The organism is Mesorhizobium sp. P2_A8 (assembly GCF_056404935.1).
Window position 1 is genome coordinate 88,113 of the sequence record NZ_JBFUDB010000008.1, and the last position, 22,641, is coordinate 110,753.

Consider the following 22,641-nt stretch of genomic DNA (forward strand, 5'->3'; position numbering starts at 1 on the left):
CGCAGATCAGAAGATCGAGTTGGTGACCTCGTTCAACGGCCCGAGCAGGATCGATCCGTCCGGCACGCCGGCGTCGATCGGGATAGCCCGGCGATTGGCCGTCGCCGCCACCATCGGCTGATTGATATCGGCGGTAACGATGACCGGGCTTTTCGAGGGCACCCGATCATAGAGATCGATGATGTCCTGGTTCATGAAGCGAACACAGCCCGACGAGACCGACTTGCCGATCGACTGCCATTCCGGCGAACCGTGCAAGCGGTAGAGCGTGTCCACATTGCCCTGGAACAAATAGAGAGCGCGCGCGCCGAGGGGGTTCTTCAGTCCGCCGGGCATGCCGCCATTGTCGGCGCTGTATGGCTTCAGTTCCGGCTGCCGGGCGACCATTTCATCCGGCGGCGTCCACTTCGGCCACTTCTGCTTCCACTGGACGACGGCGTCGCCGGACCATTCGAAGCCGGCGCGGCCGAGGCCGACGCCGTAGCGGATGGCCTGGCCGCCCTGGCGCACGAGATAGAGGTGGTGCCCCGTCGTATCGACGACGAGGGTGCCGGGCTTCTGGCCCGTCGGATCGGGAACGATCTGGCGCAGGAACTGCGGATCGATCTTCTCGAACGGTATGGCCGGAAGGTCGAAGCCGCCATCGCTGACGGCCGCGTACATGGTCGCATAGTCGGGCAGGGGCGGCTCGACATAGGTTGGCGGCGGCGGCTCGACCGGTTCCGGTCCGGTGGTGGCACACGCGGAAACCGCAATCGAAGCGGCGCCCAATGCAGCGGCGTTGAGAAAGCCGCGACGGCTCAGGCGATAGGATTCGATTTCGGTTATGGACATGGTTGCCTTCTTTAGGTCTCAAATCGCAACAAAGCGTGAAACGCCGACCGCCGCGTGGATGTCTGACAACACCCGGCGCGATAGGCGGTTCCGATTCTGGCTCGAACGTGGACAAACAAAGGCGAAGCTGTGACTGCGCGGCCACTGTGGCGCCAGAGACACAGGTGCAACCTAGCTGCCGGGCACCAGTGCTTCGAGCGACGGCAGGATCAGGGCCGGGGGGAAGTCCCGGTACTCTTCTGGCTGGTTGGCACGGTTGATCCAGACCGTGCGGAAGCCGAATTTGGTCGCACCGGCAATGTCCCAGCGATTGGAGGACTGGAAGGAAACCGCACTGGGGTAGAGGCGCCACCCAGTTGTGGCCATGTCGTAGACCGCCGGATCGGTCTTGAAGCGCCGCACCGTATCGACGGAATAGATGTCGTCCAGAACCTGGTCGAGCGCGGCGGATTTGACCGCTGCCTGCAGCATTTCGGGCGAACCGTTGGACAGGATCGCCAGTTTCGCTCCCGAAGCCTTGAGCGCCTTGAGCACAGCTGGCACTTCCGGATAGCAATCCAGCCGCCAATATGCGTCCAGCAATTTCGCCTTGAGGCCGGGATCGGCCGAGGGCACCTTGCGCAAGGCGAAATCGAGCGCCTGTTCGGTCAGTTGCCAGAAATCGGCATAGGCGCCCATCAGCGTGCGCACCCACGAATATTCGAGCTGTTTGGCGCGCCAGATTTCGGACAGCAATTGGCCGTCCGGCCCGATCTGATCGGCATGACGGCGCACGGCGGCATGCACGTCGAACAACGTGCCATAGGCGTCGAAAACATAGGCGGCGTATTGCATGGCAACAGTTTTGAGGCGAGGCGCAACAAGGTGCAAGCTTTGATTGCACCGCACTCGCCGCTGGCCTCAACAAAACTCCTCGATGCCGGTTGACGGCGCCCGCCAAAGCATCTTCCAATGCCGTGACACGAGATCGATTGAAACGGGACAACGCGATGACACTGGCGGCTGCGGCACTATCCGCGACATGGACTTTCGTCGATGGTGACTGGCACGAGGGCAATGTCGCCATTTTGGGGCCGCGCAGCCACGCCATGTGGCTTGGCACCAGCGTGTTCGACGGCGGCCGCTGGTTCGAAGGCGTCGCACCCGACCTCGCTCTTCATGCCGCCAGGGTGAATTCTTCGGCGATTGCGCTCGGCCTCAAGCCGTCGATGACCGCCGACAAGATCGTCGGGCTGACCTGGGACGGGTTGAAGAAGTTCGACGGCAAGACCGCCGTCTACATCAGGCCGATGTATTGGGCCGAGCATGGCGGCTATATGGGCGTGCCGGCCGATCCCGCGTCGACCCGTTTTTGCCTTTGCCTCTATGAATCGCCGATGATCCCGCCGACCGGTTTTTCGGTGACCGTGTCGCCGTTCCGGCGCCCGACCATCGAAACCATGCCGACCAACGCCAAGGCCGGCTGCCTTTACCCCAACAACGGCCGCGCCATTCTCGAAGCCAAGATGCGCGGGTTCGACAACGCGCTGGTGCTCGACATGCTGGGCAACGTCGCCGAGACCGGAACGTCGAACATCTTCCTGGTCAAGGATGGCCATGTGATGACGCCCGCGCCAAACGGCACTTTCCTGTCCGGCATCACCCGCTCGCGCACCATGACGCTGCTGGGTGAGTATGGCTTCAAAACCACCGAAAAGACGCTGTCGATACGGGATTTCCTCGAAGCGGACGAGATCTTTTCGACCGGAAACCATTCCAAGGTGGTGCCGATCACGCGCATCGAGGATCGCAATCTGCAACCAGGGCCGGTGGCCAAGAAGGCACGCGAGCTCTATTGGGATTGGGCGCATTCGACGTCGGCCGGCTGACGCGCCCCCCATTGGCCTTTTGTCGCTGCAAGGGTCGTTGCCGGAAAACCGTGTGACAGTTTTCCGCAACCCGCTTAGAAAGGGAACTGGCGCTTCATTCCGGAGTTGTTCCAGCTCAATCCAGACCTATCTTAATCCGGTATCGACACCGGATTTTCCACGAGGGAGTACTACCCATGGCTTTTGAATTGCCCGCTCTGCCTTACGACTATGAGGCCTTGCAGCCTTACATGTCGAAAGAGACGCTGGAATATCACCACGACAAGCACCACAAGGCCTATGTCGACAACGGCAACAAGCTGGCCGCCGAGGCTGGCTTGGGCGATCTGTCGGTCGAAGAGGTGGTCAAGCAGTCGTTCGGCAAGAATGCCGGCCTCTTCAACAACGCTGCCCAGCACTACAACCACATCCATTTCTGGAAGTGGATGAAGAAGGGCGGCGGCGGCAACAAGTTGCCGGGCGCCCTGCAGAAGGCGTTCGACAGCGATCTCGGCGGCTACGACAAGTTCAAGGCCGATTTCATCGCCGCCGGCACGACGCAGTTCGGCTCCGGCTGGGCCTGGGTCTCGGTCAAGGATGGCAAGCTGGCGATCTCGAAGACGCCGAATGGCGAGAACCCGCTCGTCCATGGCGCGTCGCCGATCCTTGGCGTCGACGTCTGGGAGCACTCCTATTACATCGACTATCGCAACGCCCGGCCGAAATATCTCGAGGCTTTCGTCGACAGCCTGATCAACTGGGATCACGTTCTCGAATTGTACGAAAAGGCCTGATGCATGTCGCCCAAAAGTGCGCAGCAGTTTTGGGACGACGACATGCACGAAAACAAAGACTCAAACCGCGTCGTTCGAGTCCGTTTGGACACGACGCGTTTGATGTCCTGATCGATCTGCAGAAAGCCCCGGCATCCCCGGGGTTTTTTCTTATTCCGCGTCGGGGCCTCGTACCGGTGAAAGTCCGGAAAATTCTTCCGGGGAGAAAGGAATATTCCCCCCGCCGCATCCGTTAACGTCCAGTCCCGAAATGCGTTCATCCCCCAAATGCCTTCATCCCCCCAAATGCCTTCATGGAGCCAAATGAATGAGAAAGCTTGTCATCGCCATCTCAATGCTCGCACTCGCTGGTTCGGCGGCTTTTGCCGACCCTATCCTCGATCGGCAGGCTCTGATGAAGGAGCGTGGAAAGATCGTCGGCGGCCTGTCGAAAGTGGTCAAGGGCGAGGACCCCTTTGATGCCGCCGCTGTGCTCACCGCTCTGCAGGCATTGCAGGCGAATGCCGAGAAAATCGACGTCGACGCGTTGTTCCCGGCGGGCAGCGACACGGGCGATACCACGGCGTCGCCGAAGATCTGGGAAGACATGGCCGGCTTCAAGGCGGCCAACGCCAAATATCTCGCCGACGTCAAGGCAGCGACTGCTGCCGCTCCCGCGGACATCGATACGTTGAAGACGCAATTTGGCGCCATCGCGTCCAATTGCGGCACCTGCCACCAGACCTACCGGGTGAAGAAAGGCTGATAGCGGGCAATGCCTTGGCTGAAAAAACTCGTCGTCGCCCTCGTCGTTCTGGGCGGCGTCGGCGCGGTTGCCGGGTGGGTCCTGTCAGCGCCGGTAAAGCTCGACAGTGAAACCCTGGCCAAGCTCGGCCCTGGCGACGCGGCCAGGGGCAAGCGTATTTTCTATGCCGGCGGCTGCACCTCCTGCCATGCAAAGCCGGGTTCGCAGGGCGAGGCGCGGCTCGCGCTTGTCGGCGGCCTCCAGCTCAAGACGCCGTTCGGTACCTTCGTGCCGCCCAACATTTCGCAAGACCCCAAGGACGGCATTGGCGCATGGTCGGTCGAGGACCTCGCCAACGCCATGCTGAAGGGGGTGTCGCCCTCCGGCGAGCATTTTTATCCTGCATTTCCCTATGCGTCCTACGCACGCATGAAACCGGCCGACATTGCCGATCTCTATGCCTTCCTGAAGACGCTGCCGGCCGTCGCCGGCAAGGCGCCTGGCAATTCACTGACGTTCCCGTTCAACATCCGCCGCGGCATCGGTCTTTGGAAACTGCTCTATCTCAGCGATCAGCCGGTTGTGTCGCTCGCCGAAGGGACGGCTGACCCGGTGATCGCCGGCCGCTATCTGGTCGAAGGTCCGGGTCACTGCGGCGAATGCCACACGCCGCGCGACTTTGCGGGAGGTGCGAAGAAGAGCGTGTGGCTGGCGGGTGCCGTGGCCGCCGAAGGCAGCGGCATCGTGCCGAACATCACATCGGGCGAGGGCGGCCTTGGCAACTGGTCTGAAGCCGACATCGCCAATTACCTCGAAACCGGCTTCACGCCCGATTTCGATTCCGTCGGCGGCGCGATGGTCGACGTGCAGAGGAACATGGCCGAACTGACAGCAGGGGATCGCGCGGCGATCGCGGCCTATCTCAAGGCGGTACCGCCGCATCCAAACGGCTATCCGGCGCGCAAGAAGACGGCGAACTAGTCAGGCGAGACGCGCTCTAGTTGTCGGATGGCGGATGGCGGTCGCCCAGGAAGTCGAATCCCGTCTCGAAGAAATGGTTGTAGTCGCAGGTCAGCTCTTCGCCGGGTGCGATGTCGCGCAGCGCAAAGGTCTCCTCGGGTGAGGAGATGTCGCAATTCGGCTCGTCGGCGTGGTTCATGTAGCGGGCATCGTCGGCTTCGAAGACGATGTAGTTCGGGTCACGGCGGTCGGGATAGGAGTAACGGTCGAGATAGCTCTTCACCGGTCCGGTCTCGCCCTCATAGGTCTCGACATTGATGAGCCGGTCGAACCTTGGATCCAGCTTCCAGATCAGCGTGCCGCGGGGAATGTAGTTCTTGGCAAAGACGCCGATGCCCTGGATGGGCGATTTGTCGAGATAGACGTCGACGAGCAGCATAGTGGACCTTTACGCGATTGGGACTGTGGTGGCCTCTCAGAAGCCGCGCACTGGGTAGCGCGCAGCCATTGCAATTGCGAGCGGAAAATCCACTTCACATAGCTAGAACAGAAGCGTCGGAAGGGACCATGCGCAAATCAAAAAGTGATGATCGTGGGCGACCGGCGGCGCAGTGCCGACACTCGCTTCGGGTCAGCGCTGCTGCAATGCCAGACGGACGCCCAAAGCACAGTAGATGCCGCCGACAATTTTGCCTTGCCACTTGAGCACCCTCGGATTTCGGCGCAGGAAAGTGCCAAGCCGACCGGCGCTCACGGCAAAGACGACGGTACTGAGAAGACCCAGCATGACGAAGATGACCCCTAGTATGGTCAACTGAAGCATCACCGACCCGTTTTCAGGCCGCACGAACTGAGGCAGGAATGCAAGGAAGAAAAGCGCGGTCTTGGGGTTGAGCACTTCGGTCAGGATAGCCTGTCGAAACGCCTTGCCGGCGGAGATGGCAAGCGCGCCGGCAGCCGGGTTGGCCGGTGTTTTTTCGATGATGGCGCGAATACCGAGATAAACCAGGTAGGCGGCGCCGATGTACTTTACGATGCTGAACAGCGCCGCCGAAGTGGCGATGATCGCCGATATGCCGACCATGGTCATGACGGTGTGAACCACGTCGCCGGCCGCGATCCCGGCACCAGTCGCAATGCCCACCTTCGTCCCGGAACTCGTTGCCCGCGCGACGGTAAGGAGGGTGGCTGGGCCTGGAATGAAGACAAAACCGAGCACAACCGCGATGTAGGCTGTCAATGTTGACAGATCGATCATTGGCTGACGTCTCCTGTAAGCTGCGCCCTGCCCATCACCTTCAGCGCGAAGGAATAAGTATAGGCAATCTCCTCCAGTCGCGAAAACCGGCCGGAAGCACCGGCGTGGCCGGAATCCATGTTGATCTTGAACAGCACTGGATTGTCGCCGCTCTTGCGGTCGCGCAGGCGTGCCACCCATTTGGCCGGTTCCCAATAGGTGACGCGAGGATCGGTGAGACCGGCCAGCGCCAGGATCGGCGGATAGTCGAGCGCGGCGACATTGTCATAGGGCGAATAGGCGGCGATGGTTCGATAATCGTCGGCGGACGCGATCGGGTTGCCCCATTCCGGCCATTCCGGCGGCGTCAGCGGCAGGCTGGCGTCGAGCATGGTGGTGAGCACATCGACGAAGGGCACCTCGGCGACGATGCCGCCAAAACACTCCGGCGCCATGTTGGCGATGGCGCCCATCAGCATACCGCCGGCCGAGCCGCCTTGCGCGACGATGCGGTCATGCGCCGTGTAGCGCTCGGCAACAAGGTGGCGCGCACAGGCGATGAAATCCGTGAACGTGTTCATCTTGTGCGCCCGCTTGCCGTCATCGTACCAGCCATAGCCCTTGTCCTTGCCGCCGCGGACATGAGCGATGGCAAAGACAAAACCGCGGTCGACCAATGAGAACCAGTTGGTGTTGAATGCGGCCGGCACCGTGATGCCATAGGAGCCGTAGCCGTAAAGCAGGCAAGGTGCGGATCCATCCAGCGGCGTGTCACGGTGGTGCAGGAGCGAGATCGGCACCAGTTCGCCGTCGGCAGCGGGCGCCATCAGCCGCCTGGTGACGTAGTGACCCGCGTCATGGCCCGAGGGCACTTCCTGGGTCTTGAGCAGCACCCGCTCGCGGGTGCGCATATTGTAGTCGAACACCTGGGCCGGCGTCGTCATCGAGGAGTAGGAAAAGCGCATGATCTCGGTGTCGTACTCATAGGAGCCCGACAAGCCGAGCGAGAAGGCCTCTTCGTCGAGGGACAAAAGATGCTCCTCGCCGCTGCTGCGGTCGCGCACGATGATGCGAGGCAGGCCTTCCTTGCGTTCGAGCCGGACCAGATGGTCCCTGAAGCCGATCACCGACAGGATCAGCCGGCCAGGTTCATGCGGCACCAGTTCCTGCCAGTTGGCGCGCACCGGATCGTTCGCCGGCGCGGTCATGATCTTGAAATCCTTGGCGCCGTCGGCATTGGTCAGGATGAAGAAGATGTCGCCGCCTTCTTCCAGATCATACTGAAGGCCAATCTCGCGCGGCGAGACCAGTTTCGGTTCGGCAAATGGATCGCTGGCGCGCATCAGGCGATATTCCGAAGTTTCGTGATCGTTGATGCCGATCATGATCCATTCGTTGTTGCGGGTGCCGCCGACATCCATGAAGAAGCCGGGATCGGTTTCCTCATAGATCAGCCGATCACTTTCCGGACTTTGCCCAAGCGCATGGAACAGCACCTTGGACGGGCGGTGGTTGGGATCGAGACGGGTGTAGAAGAAGCCGTCATCGCCGGCGTTCCAGACGCCCGACCCGCCGGTGTCGGGGATCTGGTCGGCGAGCTCCTTGCCATCGTCGAGGTCGCGCACGCGAAGCGTGTAGAATTCGGAACCCTTGTCGTCGAATGCCCACAGGAGCTTGCGATGGTCGGCCGAATGATCGACGCCGCCAAGACGGAAATAGGCCTTGCCCGCTGCCTCCGCGTCACCGTCGAGCAGGATATGCTCGGCGCCGCCGTCGCGCGGCATGCGGAAATAACGCGGCTGCTCGCCGCCAAGCTTGAAGGACGAGCCATAGGCAAAGGGTCCATCCTTCATCGGCACGGAGGAATCGTCTTCCTTGATGCGGCCCTTCATTTCCTTGAAAAGCTGCTTACGCAACTCGGCCGTGTCGGCCATCAGCTTCGACTGATAGGCATTCTCGGCCTCGAGCTCTGCGCGAATCCCCGCATCGAGCAATGACGGGTCCCGGAACATCTCTTGCCAGTTGTCGGCCCGCAGCCACGCATAGTCGTCGGTTCGCGTGATGCCGTGATGCGTGTCGGAAACCGGCCGTTTCTCGGGCGTTGGCGGGCTGACGTGCGGAAAGGCTGAAGTCTTGGTCATTGCGTCTCACTTTGCCGGTATCCTTGAGTGGCCAGTATCTTGAATGGGCCAGTATCTTGAATGGGCCGGTATCTTGAATGGGGAAGTATCTTGAATGGCGAATGAACATGCCGATCAGGGCGGGTTCAAGAGCCGCAGCTCAAGGGATGTGGCGGCTCCAGGAGATGAGCCGGGAGGAGAGATGATGAATATGTATTCTCGGACTGGTGCGGCTTTCGCCGTTGCTTCGCTAACTCTGGCTTTTATCGGCCAGTCTCATGCGACCGTATTCGCGGCTTGGCAAGTGGCCAATGTGCCGTTCGGCGACACGCTCAATGTGCGCAAATACCCTTCAGGCACATCCCAGAAGCAGGCCGCATACCCGAACGGGACCGTTCTGCAGATGACCGGACGATGCACCGGCGGGATAAACCTGCTCGACATCGCCAATCAGCCGGCCTGGAAGCAGGAACAGACGGTTCGCTATCGCTGGTGCGAAGTCTGGCATGACCCGGCCCAAAACGGCAACTTCGTCACCGGCTGGGCTTACGGCAAGTACATCGCGCCGCATTGATCGACCTGGCAGCGATTGATCCCGAACCGGCCGGATGACGGGCATGCCGCCTGATTGCTTGGGGGGCAACCTGTGGTTTTGTGGATAGATGCAAGCAACCAAGCTTGCCCGTTCGGCGGCCAAGCAAAATTAAGCATTGAAACCTGCTTTGTGAGTTATCGCGAATGTAACGGTTAACTGACGCTGCGTCAGCCTTTGCTGGTTGGCGGGCGAAATATCGAAAAATTACACAACGCACGAAAGATTGAAGCTGATCCGGGAATAATTGATCAACATCGTTCAATATAGCGCAAGGTCGAATTGACTTACTTGGGTCGCAGGCTCATTGATGTGCCCGCGACACGAATCGCAGAAGCTCTACCTGCACAAAATTTCGTGCTATGCCCTGCCTGTAAAAAAGGGCGCACACCGACGTAACTCTTGTTGGGGCCTGATAACCATGGATATTGTCGAAACACCTTCCAGAAACAGCGACGCGCTGATCGAGTTGACGGCCGACGTGGTGGCCGCCTATGTCAGCAACAATCCCGTGCCGGTCGGCGAATTGCCGAACCTGATAGCCGATGTCCATGCCGCGCTCGGGCGCGTGGGCGGCACCGCCGAACTACCGCCTGCCGACAAGCAGAAGCCGGCGGTCAACCCGAAGCGCTCGGTTCATGACGACTACATCGTTTGCCTCGAAGACGGCAAGAAGTTCAAGTCGCTGAAGCGCCACCTGATGACCCACTATGACCTGACGCCCGACCAGTATCGCGAAAAGTGGAACCTCGACCCGACCTATCCGATGGTTGCTCCTAACTATGCGGCTGCGCGGTCCCAGCTCGCCAAGAAGATGGGTCTCGGCCGCAAGCGCAAGGCGCGTTGATAGCCGCTCGCCAGATCGTTCGATATCAGCGGCGCCTTCGGGCGCCGTTTTATTTTGCGGTGCAGGATCGTTGGTCGACCGACGGTCGTCAGGCGGTCTGCTTCAGCGCCGCCTCGGCATCGCGCTTGATGCGCTTGACCATCGAGCGAAGGCCGTTGGCGCGCTGCGGCGAAAGATGTTCGTCGAGGCCGAGCTCTTTCAATGTCGCTTCCGCATCGGTCTTCTGGATCTCGCTGGCGGTCCTGCCGGAAAACAGCGCCAGCATGATCGCGACCAGCCCGCGCACGATATGGGCGTCCGAATCGCCGGTGAAGGTGATGACCGGATCGGCTCCCGGCCCCTGTTCGGTGGTCAGCCAGACCTGGCTGACGCAGCCTGGCACCTTGTTGACCGCGTTGCGCTCATCGTCCGGAAATGGCGGCAGCGCCTCGCCGAGCTCGATGACGTAGCGATAGCGGTCTTCCCATTCCTCGAGGAACGAAAAATCGTCGCGGATCGTCTGGATCGTGGTCGTCATGGCCCGGATATAATCACGCGGCGGCGCCGCGTCACGGAAAAAACAAGGACACCGCGGGCGTCGAGAGGCAGACAGCCCGCGGTGCGCCGTCGAGACGGCTTAATTCTGCGCCGGCAGTGTGACTGTCTCGGGCAAGACGATTTCCTCCGGCACGCTGCCGGTCATCGTCGATGTGTCGGGTCCCGCGGCGGACTTGTCGTCGAGCATCGCTGCCGCGATCTTGGCAGTCTCCTTAGCGCGGGCGGTGATGGTGTGCATCGCCGATTTGCCGGTTTCGCAGACATCGGGCTTGCGTTCGCAAATGCCGGCGATGTCGCCTACCGCCTCGCGCGCCGCAAACAGGGCCTGGATCGGCCCGACGCTTTCGCGGCCCGATTCGTCGGGGCCGACGCCCAGCGGCAGCGCCAGCAGCACCAGCGAGAACCAGAAAGCCATTCTTATCAGGAAGACCATTTCCCTAACCCTCTCGTCGTAACCGGATCATGCATCCATATGGCATGACCTCTTTTATGGCTGGATGTTGGCACACAGGCGCAAAGGACGGCTTGCGGGTTCGCCGAAAATTTTCCTCAAATTTTAGGCAAATTCGAAACGAACCATTGTGAAATCAGTTTGTTTCAAATCCGAACGATTTTCCTTAATGCCAGATAACCATCTATCTGGCTGCTTTTATTGTATTTTTTCTGAAATCCGGGAGTCCGGGCGCCCCGTGCATGCAGCCGAGAGGCGCCACCGTCGGATAACCCTCCGTTTACTATGGCTGCATTTGCCCGGGCTTTCGGCTGCCGGCATCCCGATATTTGCCGCAGGCCGGGTCCTGGTCGGCCCTGCCTTATCCATTCCTTAAACGCTGGATGCGACTTTCGGAGCCAACCAAAACAATCTGCAAAGCAGAGCTGTCCACGACGAGTACGGGTGCGTTGAGTTGAGTTCGATCAAGGCCAGATCCGTTGAATTGCCTGGCGCGATGGCCGCTGGTTGCGAACGTATGGTCCATCCGTCCATCCTTGGGCGAAGCGACCGCGACCGCCAGCGCCGCTTCATCGGCGTCATGTTGGCGGCTCCTTTCTTTGCCGCCGGTGCCGCGGTCACGCTGGTCACTTCGGGCATGGGCGCCGCCGTCACCGTGGCCGCCATCTTCGCGGCCTTTGGTCTGTGCTGGTTTGTCGCTTTGCTGGTGGCGGCGACCGGCAAGATGGCTATCGCCGCTCAGGTTGCGCTGGCGATGGCGGGCATTGCTCTCGGCAGTCTCATCGCCGCTGCCGGCGGGCTGAGCTCGCCTGTCGCCATGCTTGTCGTGGCGCTGCCGTTCGAAGCCTGGTGGATCGGCGCCTCGCGGCGTGCGGCATTCTGGGGAGCCGTGTCGGCAGCTGTCGCCATCCTGGCTCAGCCTCTGGCTGGAATTCTGCTCCCATTTGCCGGAACTCAGATTGCCGCGTGGCACTGGCTGGTACCATTGGCCTGGGCGCTCACCCTGATCCCGCGCGCGTCGGCGTTTCAAAACACGACCGGTGCGGCCGATGTCGTCGACACCGCCGACCGGCTCGAAGACATCATCGATGCGGTGGTCCTGCGCATTGCTCGCCATGGCGAAGTTCTGGACGCTTCGCCCAAGGCGCGCACGCATTTGAAGCTGCCGCCTGAACTGCTTTCCGGAAACGGCCTTTTTGATCGCATTCATCTGTCGGATCGCGTCACCTATCTCAGCGCGTTGGCCGACATGCGCGATGGCGCGCTGTCGCGCCGGCTCGAATTGCGCATCAGGCTGCCTCAGAACGGCAACGGCCTGACAGCCGACAATTACCGGCCGTTCGCGCTCGACCTGGTACGGAGTGAGGAACAGGGCGACGTCTTCACGCTTGTCCTGCGCGAGAATGACGAGATTGCCCGGCTGCGCGAAGATCTCGCGGCGGCCAATGAGGCGGCCGCGTCCGCCGAGGTGGCCAAGGGACGCTTCCTGGCGGTGGTCAGCCATGAACTGCGCACCCCGCTGAATGCCATCATCGGCTTCTCGGACATGCTGCTGCACGAGATGTTCGGCGCTTTCAAGGATCCGCGCCAGAAGGAATATGTCGGCCTGGTGAGGGATTCGGGCCAGCATCTGCTTGCCGTCGTGACCTCGATACTCGACGTGTCCAGGATCGACTCGGGCGTCTATGCGACCGAACCTGAGCCGTTCCGGTTCATGGAAGCGGTCGACATGTGCCAGTCCATGCTGCGGCTGCAGGCGCAGGCGAAGAACATCGATCTGCAGGCGCAGATCGCACCCGACGCCGGCGACATCAATGCCGATCGGCGTGCCGTGCAGCAGATGCTCATCAACTTGGTCTCCAATGCGATCAAGTTCACCCCCGATGGCGGCGATGTCGTCGTCGGCGCCAAGCGGATCGGTTCGCGCCTGCATTTCTGGGTCAGGGATACCGGCATCGGCATCGCCGAGGAGGATTTTGCCAATCTCGGCAAGCCCTTCATGCAGATCCAGAACGACTATACCCGCCGTTTCGAGGGGACGGGTCTCGGCCTTTCGCTGGTCAAGGGACTGGTCGCGCTGCACGACGGCACGATGTCCATCGAAAGCATGCCGGGCGAGGGCACCACGGTGACCATCAGCCTGCCGGTGAACGGACCGAAGGTACATCAGGCGGAGAAGGCCGGCGTGCTGACGATGCCGATGGCCATGGGGAAAGGGGACAGAAATGGCTCGCTCCGCAAGACAGCCTAAGGCGGTCAAGCGCCGCAGCAGTGCCTTTCAGGACGGTGCCGTCGCCGTTGGCGGCATGATCTCGCGCAATCCCGTCCTTGTCGGCGGGTCGACGGCATTCCTGGTGACGCTGTTCTACGTTTCCGCCAATGCTTTGTGGTACCAGCCTTTCCCGCACGCCGGCGCGTTCTTCGCGACCCGCAGCATCCAGGGCTTTCCGCGCACGGCGTCCGACGAGCCGGAGACGACGTTCAACATCGTGCGTCCATCCGGCACGCCGGCGCCGATCAAGGGCGATCCGGTGGTCGAACAGGTGCAAGGCATACTGAAGGATCTCGATTTCTACTCCGGAACGGTCGATGGCATTTCCGGGCCCAACACGCGCAAGGCCATCCAGGCCTACCAGCAGAAGGTCGGGCTCAACGCGTCCGGCGAGATCGACGCGCTTCTGCTGGATCAACTGGGCGCATCGCCGAAAACAGCGGCCGTCATACCGAAACCGCAGCCGCGCCCGGATATGCCGGCCGCCGTTCCGGTGTCTTTGCAGACGAATTCTGGGCAGACGAATTCCGGGCAGACGAATGCCGACCAGACGAATGCCGCGGCGCAGGGACCCGATGCCCGCATCGTCAAGATCCAGGCCGGACTCAAGGCGTTCGGCAATGACGACATGCAGTTGGACGGCGTCGTCGGTACGCGTACCAAGGCGGCGATCAAGGAATTCCAGTCGCTGTTCGGGCTGCCGCAGACGGGCGAGCCCGATGAGATCGTCTACGTCAAGATGCGCGAGATCGGCCTGACCAACTGACGGCTGAAATGGCTCGCCGAGCGGCGGAAATATCGATAGATAGCCCGCACGCTTAAAGCGCGTCGCGCCCGAAACAGCTTCATGCGCCGCGCTTGAAGCCTTTGTTTTCATGCATGTCGCTGTCCCACAACCGGGGCCACTTTCGGGCGACATGCATCAGCGGAGTTTCTCATGCGCGTCACATCGGATCTGTGGGTCTCGGCCCTGCTGCGCCGGGTTTTCGGCGCCGGCGGATTTGCTGCCGTGGTCAAGCGCGGTGCCACCGAAGCCGGCGCTGTTTTCGTCCTGGCGCGCGGCAGGGCGGGGGAGATTGCCCTGTTCGGACCGGCACCGCAGACAAGCTACGATTCGGCAAAGCCCGACGATCGCTTCTTCAGCCTTCTCGGTGCCGGCGATGATGCCACCGTGCTCGAGGCGCGGCTGGAACGGGAAAAGAAATTCGATCCCGACATCTGGGTGGTCGAGATCGAGGCTGGTGCCGTCCCCGTCGAGGAGCTTATTTCCGTGAAGACGCCCTGAGGCCGGACGAAACCACCGCATCGTCGCTGTTCGACGCCGTGCGGGTATCGCTGTTTCCAGGGGCGGTGTCGCGAACCACCCTTGAAAGGGTCTCGGCTTTCCACAGCCGCACCTTGTCCACGGCCGCATCGCGATGCAGCAGGCGGTAGCGGTCGAGGAAGATGCGGATCGCCTGCGGATGCGGGAACTGGCTGGGATAGACCGCGACCGTGATCAGGAATGCCCTGTCCTCGCTGAGGTCGAGCGAGCGCAGTGCTGCAAGCAATGAGGCATAATTCTGGTTGGCGGTGAGCGATCGCGCGATCGAGAAATCGATATCGAGCGCATCGGCGAGCGCGGTGTGGAAGAACGCAGCGTTTCCCGTCAGCGCCGTCTCGCGCAATTTAACATACGTGTCCGCGCCCGCGAAAGGATCCGCGTTCGTCGCCGCTGCCTCGTCGCCGGTGCGCATCATCGAGCGCAGCCTGCGCCTTGCATTTTCGGCGGCAATGCCGGGCGCCAGTTCTCTTGTGGGCTCTTCGGCGGCGGCTTCCGTGCTTACCGGTGCTATCTTGTCCGCTGAATTGGCGTTCGCGTCCGGCTCCCGCACCCGGACCAGGGTTGGCCTTTCGAGCGCCCTGATCAGATCGGCGATGGTCGGGTTCAAGCCCTTGCGGCGCGCAATGGCGCGTGCATGCGGCAGGCCGTGCCGCCCGATCAGCGCGATGAGGTCGATGTCGCTGACCGCGCGTGAGCGGATGAGCAGCGGCGCGGCAATGTCGACCGGTTCCTCGCAAAGGCGGCGCACCAATGCGGCGGGGGCGTATTCGCATTCGGAAAGGGCGGCTGCCACGTAACGGCGGGATTCGACGGACACATTGTCGAACAGCGGCAGCGTCAGGTCTTCGAGCTGGCCGATCTCGCGGCGTGACGGGCGGGTGAGCGAGCAGAAAGCCGACACCGCGGCGCGGAACAGCCTTTCAGCCCTTCCCGAATCGGTTCGCACCGCGATTTGCCTGAAGTCCGAAGATGACACGAAGGATACGCCCGTACTCGACACAATCTCGACCACGCTCGACCGGGACTGTGTCGGTTTCGCGTTTGCCTCGGGTCAGGATGTCCTGACCTCGAACAAAGATCAAGTTAGCGGCGATCCGTTAGCGCTCCGTTAACCCTCTGGCGTCCTTAATGATATTTGGAGGCGTTGCGTTGTGCTCCGGGGAAACCGAGAGGAATGCGCGAATCATGGGCATGGTACTGTCTTTCGTGCCGCGTACGGCACCAAGCAATCGGACGAAGCAAACCGCCGAAATGCCGGCGGCGGTGATCATCTTTCCAGGCATCCGCTACGAGCGGTCTCAGGCCGGCGAAGTGCGGCCGGTCGATCCCGACAAGCCGGGATCGCCACGGACGAAGCCGGTTCCGCACCACTGAGTTTCGGCAGCCACCGAGCATTGGTCCGGGATCATGTCTAGAAGTCCTGCAGTTCGCAGGAGCTCTGCTCGAAAAAGCGCGAAACGATCGGCTTCCAGCTGTCGTCGGGCACGAAGGCGCGGATGACGAAGATGCCTTCCTCGATCGGCGCTTCGACAAAGATCGCTCCCTGAAGGTCCTCGGGAAGGTCCTTGCGCACGTCGATCATCTGCGCCGGTGTCAGCACGACCGCATCCAGCACGCCGCCGGTCGCGGTGTGGTCGTTGAAGGAATAGATGTTGTGCCCGCTGCGGTCGTAGACCGACACCGACCAGAACGGGACATGTCCCGGCGCCTTGATGCGGACCATTCCTTCGCCCAGGTCGAACCGGCATGCCGATGCGTAAAACAGCGGATCGACGGATTTCACCACTGGCGCGCCACCGGCTTCGGCATCGAGCCGGGTCATCCTGTAGAGGTCCGAGGCCATCGACAGCCGCGACCAGGCGTCGCGTTCGGAAAATTCAGGCACCAGAAGCAGCACGACGATGTGCACGATGCCGGCGCCGAGCAGGCCGAGCAGGACCACATGCAGAAGCTTGCGCATCGTCGCGTAAGAGTTACGCATCGCAGCCGACCCTCACGATCCGCGGCAGCGAAACGTCCGACAGGCCGGTGCTGCTGGCGATCGGCGTGTCGTAGAATGTCAGCACGAAATACATCCTGCCGAAGCCGTCGGTCAGCAGCCAGTTGCCCGGCATCGGGTGATGGCTGGCGGAAATGACGACCGAATTATCGGGTTGTCGTACCACCCCGTAGGATTGCAGCGCCGCAAGCCGTGGTTTGCCGGTTTCGACCACGCCGAGCGACTGATCGGCGGCATAGAGCGTCCAGAACCGTGCCGTCGGAAATCCACCCTCGATCGCGTAGGTGCATTCGCGCCTGAGTTCGTTGCCGCCGGCGTCGTGCTCGGCGACGAAGGAAAGCCCTTCGGCACGGCCGAGCGCAAGCACGCCCTCGCGCGCCACGCGGGCCTTCGAATAGGGGTCGGCGGATGCCGTGCCGATATCGGGAAAGGCCGTCCATTGGCCGATCCGGATGGCGCCGACACCATCCTGGACCTTCAGTGCATACCAGACGCTGCCGCCACCGCCACCGATGGCTATGACAAGCGAAAGCAGCGCCAGGAATACATTCTTGAGCATGAAGGGCCGGGGACACGAAGAGTTGCCGCTCGGGGATATCGCGGCGTGGGGCCCTGTGGCAAGCGGGCCGATGGATTTGCCGCCCAAGCCAGTCGGAAAGACTCACAGTGCCGACAACGTTTCCGGCGGTTGAGGCGCGGCGAGGGCGGGCGCCGACTGGAACAGCTTGGTCATGTCCCGCAACGTCTGCGTGGTCCGGCTGGATAGAACGGGCGGCCGTTCGGCTGCGGCATCGGCCGCCGCCTGTTCGTCGCTCTTCTTCTGCGCTTCCTCGGCCTTGGCTGCGACCTCCTCGTCGACGAAAGGCTTGTCGATGCCGGGGATCGGCTTGAGGTCGATGTTCTGGTGGGCATAGACCATGAGACGCTGCCAAACCATCGCCGGCAGTGAGCCGCCCGTCATGTTCTTGGTCGGCGTAAAGTCGTCGTTGCCCAGCCACACGGCCGCCGTGTAGTTGCCGGTGAAGCCGACGAACCAGGCGTCGCGGTAGGATTGCGTCGTGCCGGTCTTGCCGGCGACGACGATGTTGGGAATCTGGGCCCGCCGCGCCGTGCCCATCACCGGCACCGCCGCCAGCATGGTGTTCATCGATTTCAGCGCCTGCTCGGACAGCACCCGGTGCGGCGGTGGCGCATCCTTGGCGAAGTCGTAGACCACCTCGCCGGTGCGGGTGACGAGCTGGGAGATGCCGTGCCGGGAGCCGACGAAGCCGTTCTGGGCGAACACGCTGTAGCCCGTCGCCTGATCCATCACGGTCATGCCCGAGGTGCCGAGCACCATCGTCTTGTGCGCTTCGAGCGGCGACTCCACACCCATCGCCTCGGCCATCGCCTTGATCGGTGGGATGCCGAGATAGTCCTTGGCCAGCCGCACCGGCACTGTGTTGATCGACTTGGCCATTGCCATGATCAGCGTGATGTTGCCGGCCGATTCGCCGCTGTAATTGTGTGGCGACCAGGTGCCCCAGCTGATCGGACCGCCGGAAATGATGGAGTTGGGCGTGAAGCCGTGCTCCATCGCCGTTGCATAGACGTAGGGCTTGAACGATGAGCCGGTCTGGCGCAGCGCCTTGGTGGCGCGGTTGAACTGGCTGGCGCCATAGTCGCGGCCGCCGACGATGGCCCTGACGGCGCCGTTGGTCTCGATGACGACAACAGCGCCTTCGGTGACGTTATACTCTTTGCCGAACTGGCGCAGATGGAACTCCACCGATTCTTCCGCCGCCTTTTGGATGTTGGCGTCGAAAGTGGTGTGGGCGACCAGCGAGTGCTGACCCGGCTTGGCGATCTTCTTGACCTCGTCGAACGCCCAGTCGAGGTAATAATCCGGGCTTTTCTGTTCGCCGCGATCGACGACATCGGCAGGGTGCAGCCTTGCCTGCAGGACCTGACCCTCGGTCATGAAGCCGGCGTCGACAAGGTTGGACAGCACCACGTTGGCGCGCGCGCGCGCCGCGGGCAGGTTGATGTGCGGCGCATATTTGGTCGGCGCCTTGAACAGGCCGGCCAGCATTGCCGCCTCGGCGAGGTTCAGGTCCTTGACGCTCTTGCCGAAATAGAAATCGGCGGCCGCCTCGATGCCGAACGTGCCGCCGCCCATATAGGCGCGGTCGAGATAGAGCTGCAGGATTTCCTTCTTCGACAGATTGGCCTCGAGCCACAGCGACAGGAAGGCTTCCTTGATCTTGCGCTCCAGCGTGCGCTCATTGGTGAGAAACAGGTTCTTGGCCAGCTGCTGGGTAATGCTCGAGCCGCCCTGGACCACCGAGTTGGCCCGCACATTCTCGAAGATCGCGCGTGAAAGGCCAAGCACATCGATGCCGTAGTGATCGAAGAAGCGGCGATCCTCGGTCGCGAGCACCGCTTTGATGACGTGATCAGGCATTTCGTCGACCGGCACCGAATCGCGCTGGATGATGCCGCGCTGGCCGATCTCGTTCCCGTAGCGGTCGAGGAAGGTGACGGCGAAGTCGCCCTGCGCGCGCCAGTCGCCGGCCGTATCCTGGAAAGCCGGGATGGCCAGCGCCAGCATCACCACAATGCCGCCCGCGCCCAGGGTAAAACCTTCGCTCAACAGTTCAATGATCCCACGGCGCCAGCCGTTGACGCGGAAGCGCCGTGAGAAGATCGTCGCGGCTTCCCAGAACTGGCGCGCCTTGAAACCGATCTCGTAGAGCGAGGAATCGAGCCATGCATCGAGCGCCAGCAGCCAGGCGGCGATCGGACCTCTTCTCTTGCGCGGTTCAGGACTGGCCATTCGGAAATCCGGCTCGGCTGTGGGCGTGACCTGAAAACCGCAAGCCGGCAATTTCAGGGCGGCGCCCTGTCCTGACTATTCATCCATTTTGCCGGCGCTCACAAGGGCGCCGAGGACACAGCCGCAAGGTTTGTTGGCGCAAGGGCAGGGGGCAAGCGTCAGGGGCAACTCTGTCGCGCGCCCAGAGAAGGTAAATTGTTGAAGGCAAGCAGACATAACGTTTCTTCAATCAAGGCAAATTATATGTTTGGTGAGATAAAAATTGCAGCGAAAGAAAGTAGTATGAAACGCCTGATTTTTATCTGCTCCATATCCTCCTTGCTGTTCCTGTCCGTGCGCCGAGCATTCGCGTTCAATTTCGGATTGATGAGAGTGCCGGACTGGATGGATTCTTACATTGGCGTGCTCGTTGTCATCACCTGCATTTTCTGGCTTGGCCTGGCGGCGACGAAACCGAGTGGCGTTCCGTTCAAGCAGCTTGCAAACGTCAAGCTCTCGCCGCTAGCGAAGTTCTTCCGCATCGGCCTGCTCATCGTCTTCACCATCCTGATGGTCATCTTTTTCGCCGGGATGGGGCTCAGACGATACGCTGAGATGACGGGCGCAGCGTAAAGCCGCGCGCCGATTTTGTCGGTCAAGGTGGGATAGTTGGTGCCCCGCCAACCGCTGCCTCTCAGGCCGGCTCGCGCTTCAACGCCTGGGCCATGCAGTGGATGCCGCCGCCGGTCTTGGAGATCTCGCTCATGTCGACCGCCGCGACCTCGAAGCCGCGCGCCTTGAGCTGGCCGATCAGTGTCTGGCTGGAGGTGGGCGCGATCACCCGGTCCTTGCCCAACGACATGAAGTTGCAGCCGAGCGCCATCGTATCCTGGAACGGCACGTCGATGATCTCGTGGCCCTTGCCCTTCAGCCAGTCGACGATGCCCGGCTCGGTGCAGGCGAGGCAGACGGCGGTCAGTTTTTCGGCGATGGGCACCACCATCAGGTCGATATGGACATAGTACTCGTCGATGAAGGCGATGCGGGTTTCCCAGCCCTCCTTGTCGAACCACGCCTGCACTTGGCGGGCGCCTTCTTCCTGCGTGCGGGCGCCGCCGCAGCCGATCAACACGACGCCGTCCTCGATGACATTGAAGTCGCCGCCCTCGAACGTGCCTGCCGTGACCATGTCGTAGATCGGGATGCCGAGTTTTTCGTAGGTGCGGATGGCGGCATAATTCTCGCCGCGCCGCCACCAGTTGGCCATCGCGGTGATGACCGCGCCGTAAGGCGTCATGACACTGGAATCGCGGGAATAGACCTGCATCGGCAGTTCCGGTGTCGGCTCGTGCCAGTGGATGTTGACGCCGAAATGCTCGTAGGCGGCGACAAGGTCCTTGTGCTGCGCCTGCGCGATCTGGACGTTGCAAGGCGCTTCGCGCAGATGCTTGCGCGACAGCGAGCTGGTCGACAGATGGCGCAGGAAATTGGGCGAGCCGAGCAACACGTCGGTCAGGACATCGGTCTCGTTGGCAAAACCCCAGGCGGTCAGCGGCTTGGTGCCGCCGGCCGGGTTGCGGCGCTGCAGCGAAAACGGCTCGGCGACGATGCGGTCATGAACGGTCATGGGGTTCTCCTCGTGAGGCAACTTGGTTGATCATGTGGCTTTGGGATTGTTCGGTATCCACCAGTCCGGTCCGCGCGGGGTGGTGACATATTCCGGCCAGCGAAATCCAATCGGCGGTTCGTAGTCGCAGAGCGGCGCGATCCAGTTCGAGCCGCCGACGCCGCCGCCGGTGCGGGCAACGAATTCATTCATCGCCGCCTCGCGGGCGGTCTGGTCTTCCAGCAGGCGAAGGGCGGCGAGCGCGATGGTCTTCGCCGCGCAGATGACCATCGGATCGATGGTGGCGGGAATGCCGCCCAGCGCATTCATTACCCATGACGGATAGGGGTAGCCGGTTTCCGAGCGCAGCGCCGGGCGGGCGATGTAGAAGCGCGCAGTCGGCGTATGCCAGCTCATATCGGTGTAGTCGTCGGAGGTCGAATTCACCTGCGAGGGCGGCAGATCGCGGCGCAGGATCGCTTCCGCCGCCTGTGGCTCGATCAGGCGCTCCAGTTCTTCGATGAACGGCTCGTCACTCGCCATGCGCCCGGCATTGACCTGCATGTCGCGCGCAACCGCCTTGGCGTCCTCGTCCCAGAGCGGCGGCCCGACGGTCGACAGCGCTTCATAGGCGACTTCGGCCATGGCGTGATTGGCCAGCCCCGGCCGCGACTTCGACACCCAATGCCGCTCGTGGCGGCAGCCGCTCATGCTGGCAGCGGCCTCGGCGTTGCGGTCGAGCACGGCGGTGATCTGCTCGGCCATCGCCAGCGTCGGCACGCGGATCATGTACTGGATCTCGGCCAGCCCCGCCGGCAGGTTGTCGGCGGTCGCCTGGCCGGCTGTCAGGATCGCCTCGCTGATCGACCAGCCGCCCTGGTGCGGCAGCATGGAATCGCGCAGTGCCTTGGACGCCATGTACATCATCATGAGCGCGTCGTTGGCGCCCGGCGCGCGCACCGCCGAATGCGCCTGCGGAATGGGCGCTGCGCCGCCCGCCGCTCGTGCCCAGCGCTCCGGTTGGTCGCAGATGAAGCGGTAGATCATTGCGTAAGCTGCCCCGCAATGCGTGTCCCAGCGCGCGGTGTTGCAGAGCGGCAGCATGTAGAACGGGTGGAACGAGATCATGCCGGCGAGACCGTCATAATAGCCCTTGGCGGCATGGATCGGCTTTGACCCGCGAACCTTCTCGGCTGGCTCGCCGGTGAAGCGCAGCGTGCCTGAAATGCCGTGGCGCTGCATCGCCGCCTTGGTCGCCAGCAGCCCGCCGAGGCTTGAAATGCCCAACCCGGAATGCGGGTCGGTATGACCACCAGCATGTTCCGAGAGGCCTGGGCGCGGACGCTTGACCGTCGCGGCATCCTGGCAATTGCCTGGTACCGCGTCATATTCGGCGTACATGCCGATGGTCGGGCCGGGGCCATTGGTCCAGTGGGCGCAGAAGGCCGTCGGCATGCCGCCGGATCCTTCCTCGACGGAGAAGCCTTCGCGCTTCAGCCGCTCCACATACCAGGCAGCCGACTGATATTCCCGCCACGCGGTTTCACCGAAGTCGAAGATAGTGCGCGTCCACGCCGACAGCAACGGCTGGATGTCGTCGAGACAGGCAAGGGCGGTTGCTTGCGCCGAGGTGGCCAGCGGTTTCTCCATGGGATGAGAAGAAAGCAGTGAAGCGGTTCGCCAAAAAGTGATATGTTTTCCCG

General features: G+C 62.1%; 24 protein-coding genes. 11 read left to right on the forward strand and 13 right to left on the reverse strand.

Annotated features, from left to right (window positions below):
- Nucleotides 1-6 precede the first annotated feature (6 nt).
- Both AC1D10_RS23215 and AC1D10_RS23220 read right to left on the reverse strand, forming a co-directional pair.
- Entirely contained in the window at nucleotides 7-834 is an 828-nt protein-coding gene (locus AC1D10_RS23215; RefSeq protein WP_477275974.1) for a L,D-transpeptidase, read from the reverse strand.
- A gap of 171 nt (nucleotides 835-1,005) precedes the next feature.
- Entirely contained in the window at nucleotides 1,006-1,668 is a 663-nt protein-coding gene (locus AC1D10_RS23220) for a haloacid dehalogenase type II (RefSeq protein ID WP_379105973.1), read from the reverse strand.
- Between the two features lie 155 nt (nucleotides 1,669-1,823).
- On the opposite strand from AC1D10_RS23220, the gene AC1D10_RS23225 reads away from it, so the two are divergent.
- From AC1D10_RS23225 to AC1D10_RS23240, 4 genes are all read left to right on the forward strand, one after another.
- Complete coding sequence (locus tag AC1D10_RS23225) at nucleotides 1,824-2,702, forward strand: branched-chain amino acid aminotransferase (protein ID WP_477276621.1); 879 nt, start codon at nucleotides 1,824-1,826, stop codon at nucleotides 2,700-2,702.
- Between the two features lie 176 nt (nucleotides 2,703-2,878).
- Nucleotides 2,879-3,475, forward strand: coding sequence for a superoxide dismutase (locus AC1D10_RS23230; RefSeq protein WP_056563640.1), 597 nt, complete (start codon nucleotides 2,879-2,881; stop codon nucleotides 3,473-3,475).
- A 307-nt stretch (nucleotides 3,476-3,782) separates the two neighbouring features.
- Nucleotides 3,783-4,220 (forward strand): c-type cytochrome, encoded by a 438-nt coding sequence (locus AC1D10_RS23235; protein WP_477275977.1) that lies wholly within the window; start codon nucleotides 3,783-3,785, stop codon nucleotides 4,218-4,220.
- Between the two features lie 9 nt (nucleotides 4,221-4,229).
- Entirely contained in the window at nucleotides 4,230-5,180 is a 951-nt protein-coding gene (locus tag AC1D10_RS23240) for a cytochrome c (protein ID WP_477275979.1), read from the forward strand.
- Nucleotides 5,181-5,196: 16 nt separating this feature from the next.
- On the opposite strand, the gene AC1D10_RS23245 is transcribed toward AC1D10_RS23240, so the two are convergent.
- The 3 genes from AC1D10_RS23245 to AC1D10_RS23255 form a co-directional block, all read right to left on the reverse strand.
- Nucleotides 5,197-5,598: an SET domain-containing protein gene (locus tag AC1D10_RS23245; RefSeq protein WP_477275981.1), complete on the reverse strand. Its 402-nt coding sequence runs from the start codon at nucleotides 5,596-5,598 to the stop codon at nucleotides 5,197-5,199.
- 192 nt (nucleotides 5,599-5,790) lie between these two features.
- Complete coding sequence (locus AC1D10_RS23250) at nucleotides 5,791-6,417, reverse strand: LysE family translocator (RefSeq protein WP_477275983.1); 627 nt, start codon at nucleotides 6,415-6,417, stop codon at nucleotides 5,791-5,793.
- Nucleotides 6,414-8,537, reverse strand: a complete 2,124-nt coding sequence (locus tag AC1D10_RS23255) for a S9 family peptidase (protein ID WP_477275985.1) — start codon at nucleotides 8,535-8,537, stop codon at nucleotides 6,414-6,416. The genes AC1D10_RS23250 and AC1D10_RS23255 overlap by 4 nt, the downstream gene beginning before the upstream one ends.
- A 181-nt stretch (nucleotides 8,538-8,718) precedes the next feature.
- Here AC1D10_RS23255 and AC1D10_RS23260 point away from each other — a divergent pair, with 181 nt between their 5' ends.
- Nucleotides 8,719-9,090, forward strand: a complete 372-nt coding sequence (locus tag AC1D10_RS23260; RefSeq protein WP_477276623.1) for an SH3 domain-containing protein — start codon at nucleotides 8,719-8,721, stop codon at nucleotides 9,088-9,090.
- Nucleotides 9,091-9,529: 439 nt separating this feature from the next.
- Nucleotides 9,530-9,955: a Ros/MucR family transcriptional regulator gene (locus AC1D10_RS23265; protein ID WP_379105985.1), complete on the forward strand. Its 426-nt coding sequence runs from the start codon at nucleotides 9,530-9,532 to the stop codon at nucleotides 9,953-9,955.
- An 88-nt stretch (nucleotides 9,956-10,043) separates the two neighbouring features.
- Here AC1D10_RS23265 and AC1D10_RS23270 read toward each other — a convergent pair whose 3' ends face one another.
- Nucleotides 10,044-10,472, reverse strand: coding sequence for a SufE family protein (locus AC1D10_RS23270; protein WP_477275987.1), 429 nt, complete (start codon nucleotides 10,470-10,472; stop codon nucleotides 10,044-10,046).
- Between the two features lie 99 nt (nucleotides 10,473-10,571).
- On the reverse strand, nucleotides 10,572-10,925 hold the full coding sequence (locus tag AC1D10_RS23275) for a DUF5330 domain-containing protein (protein WP_477275989.1): 354 nt from the start codon (nucleotides 10,923-10,925) through the stop codon (nucleotides 10,572-10,574).
- A gap of 535 nt (nucleotides 10,926-11,460) precedes the next feature.
- On the opposite strand from AC1D10_RS23275, the gene AC1D10_RS23280 reads away from it, so the two are divergent.
- From AC1D10_RS23280 to AC1D10_RS23290, 3 genes are all read left to right on the forward strand, one after another.
- The gene (locus AC1D10_RS23280; protein WP_477275991.1) at nucleotides 11,461-13,194 is read left to right on the forward strand and encodes a PAS domain-containing sensor histidine kinase; all 1,734 of its coding nucleotides are present in this window, start codon (nucleotides 11,461-11,463) and stop codon (nucleotides 13,192-13,194) included.
- The gene (locus tag AC1D10_RS23285; RefSeq protein WP_477275993.1) at nucleotides 13,169-13,981 is read left to right on the forward strand and encodes a peptidoglycan-binding domain-containing protein; all 813 of its coding nucleotides are present in this window, start codon (nucleotides 13,169-13,171) and stop codon (nucleotides 13,979-13,981) included. Before AC1D10_RS23280 ends, AC1D10_RS23285 begins: the two co-directional genes overlap by 26 nt.
- Before the next feature lie 171 nt (nucleotides 13,982-14,152).
- Nucleotides 14,153-14,500 carry a DUF1491 family protein gene (locus AC1D10_RS23290; protein ID WP_477275995.1) on the forward strand — a complete coding sequence of 116 codons (348 nt, stop codon included), beginning with the start codon at nucleotides 14,153-14,155 and terminating at the stop codon, nucleotides 14,498-14,500.
- On the opposite strand, the gene AC1D10_RS23295 is transcribed toward AC1D10_RS23290, so the two are convergent.
- On the reverse strand, nucleotides 14,478-15,515 hold the full coding sequence (locus tag AC1D10_RS23295) for a hypothetical protein (RefSeq protein ID WP_477275996.1): 1,038 nt from the start codon (nucleotides 15,513-15,515) through the stop codon (nucleotides 14,478-14,480). The two genes, AC1D10_RS23290 and AC1D10_RS23295, sit on opposite strands and share 23 nt — an antisense overlap.
- 209 nt (nucleotides 15,516-15,724) lie before the next feature.
- Here AC1D10_RS23295 and AC1D10_RS23300 point away from each other — a divergent pair, with 209 nt between their 5' ends.
- Nucleotides 15,725-15,913 (forward strand): hypothetical protein, encoded by a 189-nt coding sequence (locus AC1D10_RS23300; RefSeq protein ID WP_379106000.1) that lies wholly within the window; start codon nucleotides 15,725-15,727, stop codon nucleotides 15,911-15,913.
- Between the two features lie 37 nt (nucleotides 15,914-15,950).
- Here the strand turns inward: AC1D10_RS23300 and AC1D10_RS23305 are convergent, their stop codons facing one another.
- The 3 genes from AC1D10_RS23305 to AC1D10_RS23315 form a co-directional block, all read right to left on the reverse strand.
- Complete coding sequence (locus AC1D10_RS23305) at nucleotides 15,951-16,520, reverse strand: DUF1254 domain-containing protein (protein ID WP_477275998.1); 570 nt, start codon at nucleotides 16,518-16,520, stop codon at nucleotides 15,951-15,953.
- Nucleotides 16,513-17,097 (reverse strand): DUF1214 domain-containing protein, encoded by a 585-nt coding sequence (locus AC1D10_RS23310; protein ID WP_477276000.1) that lies wholly within the window; start codon nucleotides 17,095-17,097, stop codon nucleotides 16,513-16,515. The genes AC1D10_RS23305 and AC1D10_RS23310 overlap by 8 nt, the downstream gene beginning before the upstream one ends.
- A 102-nt stretch (nucleotides 17,098-17,199) precedes the next feature.
- Nucleotides 17,200-19,353 (reverse strand): transglycosylase domain-containing protein, encoded by a 2,154-nt coding sequence (locus tag AC1D10_RS23315; RefSeq protein ID WP_477276002.1) that lies wholly within the window; start codon nucleotides 19,351-19,353, stop codon nucleotides 17,200-17,202.
- A 282-nt stretch (nucleotides 19,354-19,635) separates the two neighbouring features.
- Here AC1D10_RS23315 and AC1D10_RS23320 point away from each other — a divergent pair, with 282 nt between their 5' ends.
- The gene (locus AC1D10_RS23320; RefSeq protein WP_477276004.1) at nucleotides 19,636-19,965 is read left to right on the forward strand and encodes a hypothetical protein; all 330 of its coding nucleotides are present in this window, start codon (nucleotides 19,636-19,638) and stop codon (nucleotides 19,963-19,965) included.
- A 61-nt stretch (nucleotides 19,966-20,026) separates the two neighbouring features.
- On the opposite strand, the gene AC1D10_RS23325 is transcribed toward AC1D10_RS23320, so the two are convergent.
- Both AC1D10_RS23325 and AC1D10_RS23330 read right to left on the reverse strand, forming a co-directional pair.
- Entirely contained in the window at nucleotides 20,027-20,959 is a 933-nt protein-coding gene (locus tag AC1D10_RS23325; RefSeq protein ID WP_023760469.1) for a dimethylarginine dimethylaminohydrolase family protein, read from the reverse strand.
- A 30-nt stretch (nucleotides 20,960-20,989) separates the two neighbouring features.
- Entirely contained in the window at nucleotides 20,990-22,588 is a 1,599-nt protein-coding gene (locus AC1D10_RS23330) for a zinc-binding metallopeptidase family protein (protein ID WP_477276006.1), read from the reverse strand.
- Nucleotides 22,589-22,641: the final 53 nt, after the last annotated feature.

Coding starts and splice junctions, on each gene's coding strand:
- AC1D10_RS23310 (WP_477276000.1), bottom strand. CDS start 17,097: ATGCTCAAGAATGTATTCCTGGCGCTGCTTTCGCTTGTCATAGCCATC.
- AC1D10_RS23275 (WP_477275989.1), bottom strand. CDS start 10,925: ATGGTCTTCCTGATAAGAATGGCTTTCTGGTTCTCGCTGGTGCTGCTG.
- AC1D10_RS23255 (WP_477275985.1), bottom strand. CDS start 8,537: ATGACCAAGACTTCAGCCTTTCCGCACGTCAGCCCGCCAACGCCCGAG.
- AC1D10_RS23230 (WP_056563640.1), top strand. CDS start 2,879: ATGGCTTTTGAATTGCCCGCTCTGCCTTACGACTATGAGGCCTTGCAG.
- AC1D10_RS23315 (WP_477276002.1), bottom strand. CDS start 19,353: ATGGCCAGTCCTGAACCGCGCAAGAGAAGAGGTCCGATCGCCGCCTGG.
- AC1D10_RS23245 (WP_477275981.1), bottom strand. CDS start 5,598: ATGCTGCTCGTCGACGTCTATCTCGACAAATCGCCCATCCAGGGCATC.
- AC1D10_RS23215 (WP_477275974.1), bottom strand. CDS start 834: ATGTCCATAACCGAAATCGAATCCTATCGCCTGAGCCGTCGCGGCTTT.
- AC1D10_RS23235 (WP_477275977.1), top strand. CDS start 3,783: ATGAGAAAGCTTGTCATCGCCATCTCAATGCTCGCACTCGCTGGTTCG.
- AC1D10_RS23325 (WP_023760469.1), bottom strand. CDS start 20,959: ATGACCGTTCATGACCGCATCGTCGCCGAGCCGTTTTCGCTGCAGCGC.
- AC1D10_RS23290 (WP_477275995.1), top strand. CDS start 14,153: ATGCGCGTCACATCGGATCTGTGGGTCTCGGCCCTGCTGCGCCGGGTT.
- AC1D10_RS23330 (WP_477276006.1), bottom strand. CDS start 22,588: ATGGAGAAACCGCTGGCCACCTCGGCGCAAGCAACCGCCCTTGCCTGT.
- AC1D10_RS23240 (WP_477275979.1), top strand. CDS start 4,230: ATGCCTTGGCTGAAAAAACTCGTCGTCGCCCTCGTCGTTCTGGGCGGC.
- AC1D10_RS23265 (WP_379105985.1), top strand. CDS start 9,530: ATGGATATTGTCGAAACACCTTCCAGAAACAGCGACGCGCTGATCGAG.
- AC1D10_RS23225 (WP_477276621.1), top strand. CDS start 1,824: ATGACACTGGCGGCTGCGGCACTATCCGCGACATGGACTTTCGTCGAT.
- AC1D10_RS23220 (WP_379105973.1), bottom strand. CDS start 1,668: ATGCAATACGCCGCCTATGTTTTCGACGCCTATGGCACGTTGTTCGAC.
- AC1D10_RS23285 (WP_477275993.1), top strand. CDS start 13,169: ATGGCTCGCTCCGCAAGACAGCCTAAGGCGGTCAAGCGCCGCAGCAGT.
- AC1D10_RS23305 (WP_477275998.1), bottom strand. CDS start 16,520: ATGCGTAACTCTTACGCGACGATGCGCAAGCTTCTGCATGTGGTCCTG.
- AC1D10_RS23300 (WP_379106000.1), top strand. CDS start 15,725: ATGGGCATGGTACTGTCTTTCGTGCCGCGTACGGCACCAAGCAATCGG.
- AC1D10_RS23270 (WP_477275987.1), bottom strand. CDS start 10,472: ATGACGACCACGATCCAGACGATCCGCGACGATTTTTCGTTCCTCGAG.
- AC1D10_RS23320 (WP_477276004.1), top strand. CDS start 19,636: ATGAAACGCCTGATTTTTATCTGCTCCATATCCTCCTTGCTGTTCCTG.
- AC1D10_RS23280 (WP_477275991.1), top strand. CDS start 11,461: ATGGTCCATCCGTCCATCCTTGGGCGAAGCGACCGCGACCGCCAGCGC.
- AC1D10_RS23260 (WP_477276623.1), top strand. CDS start 8,719: ATGATGAATATGTATTCTCGGACTGGTGCGGCTTTCGCCGTTGCTTCG.
- AC1D10_RS23250 (WP_477275983.1), bottom strand. CDS start 6,417: ATGATCGATCTGTCAACATTGACAGCCTACATCGCGGTTGTGCTCGGT.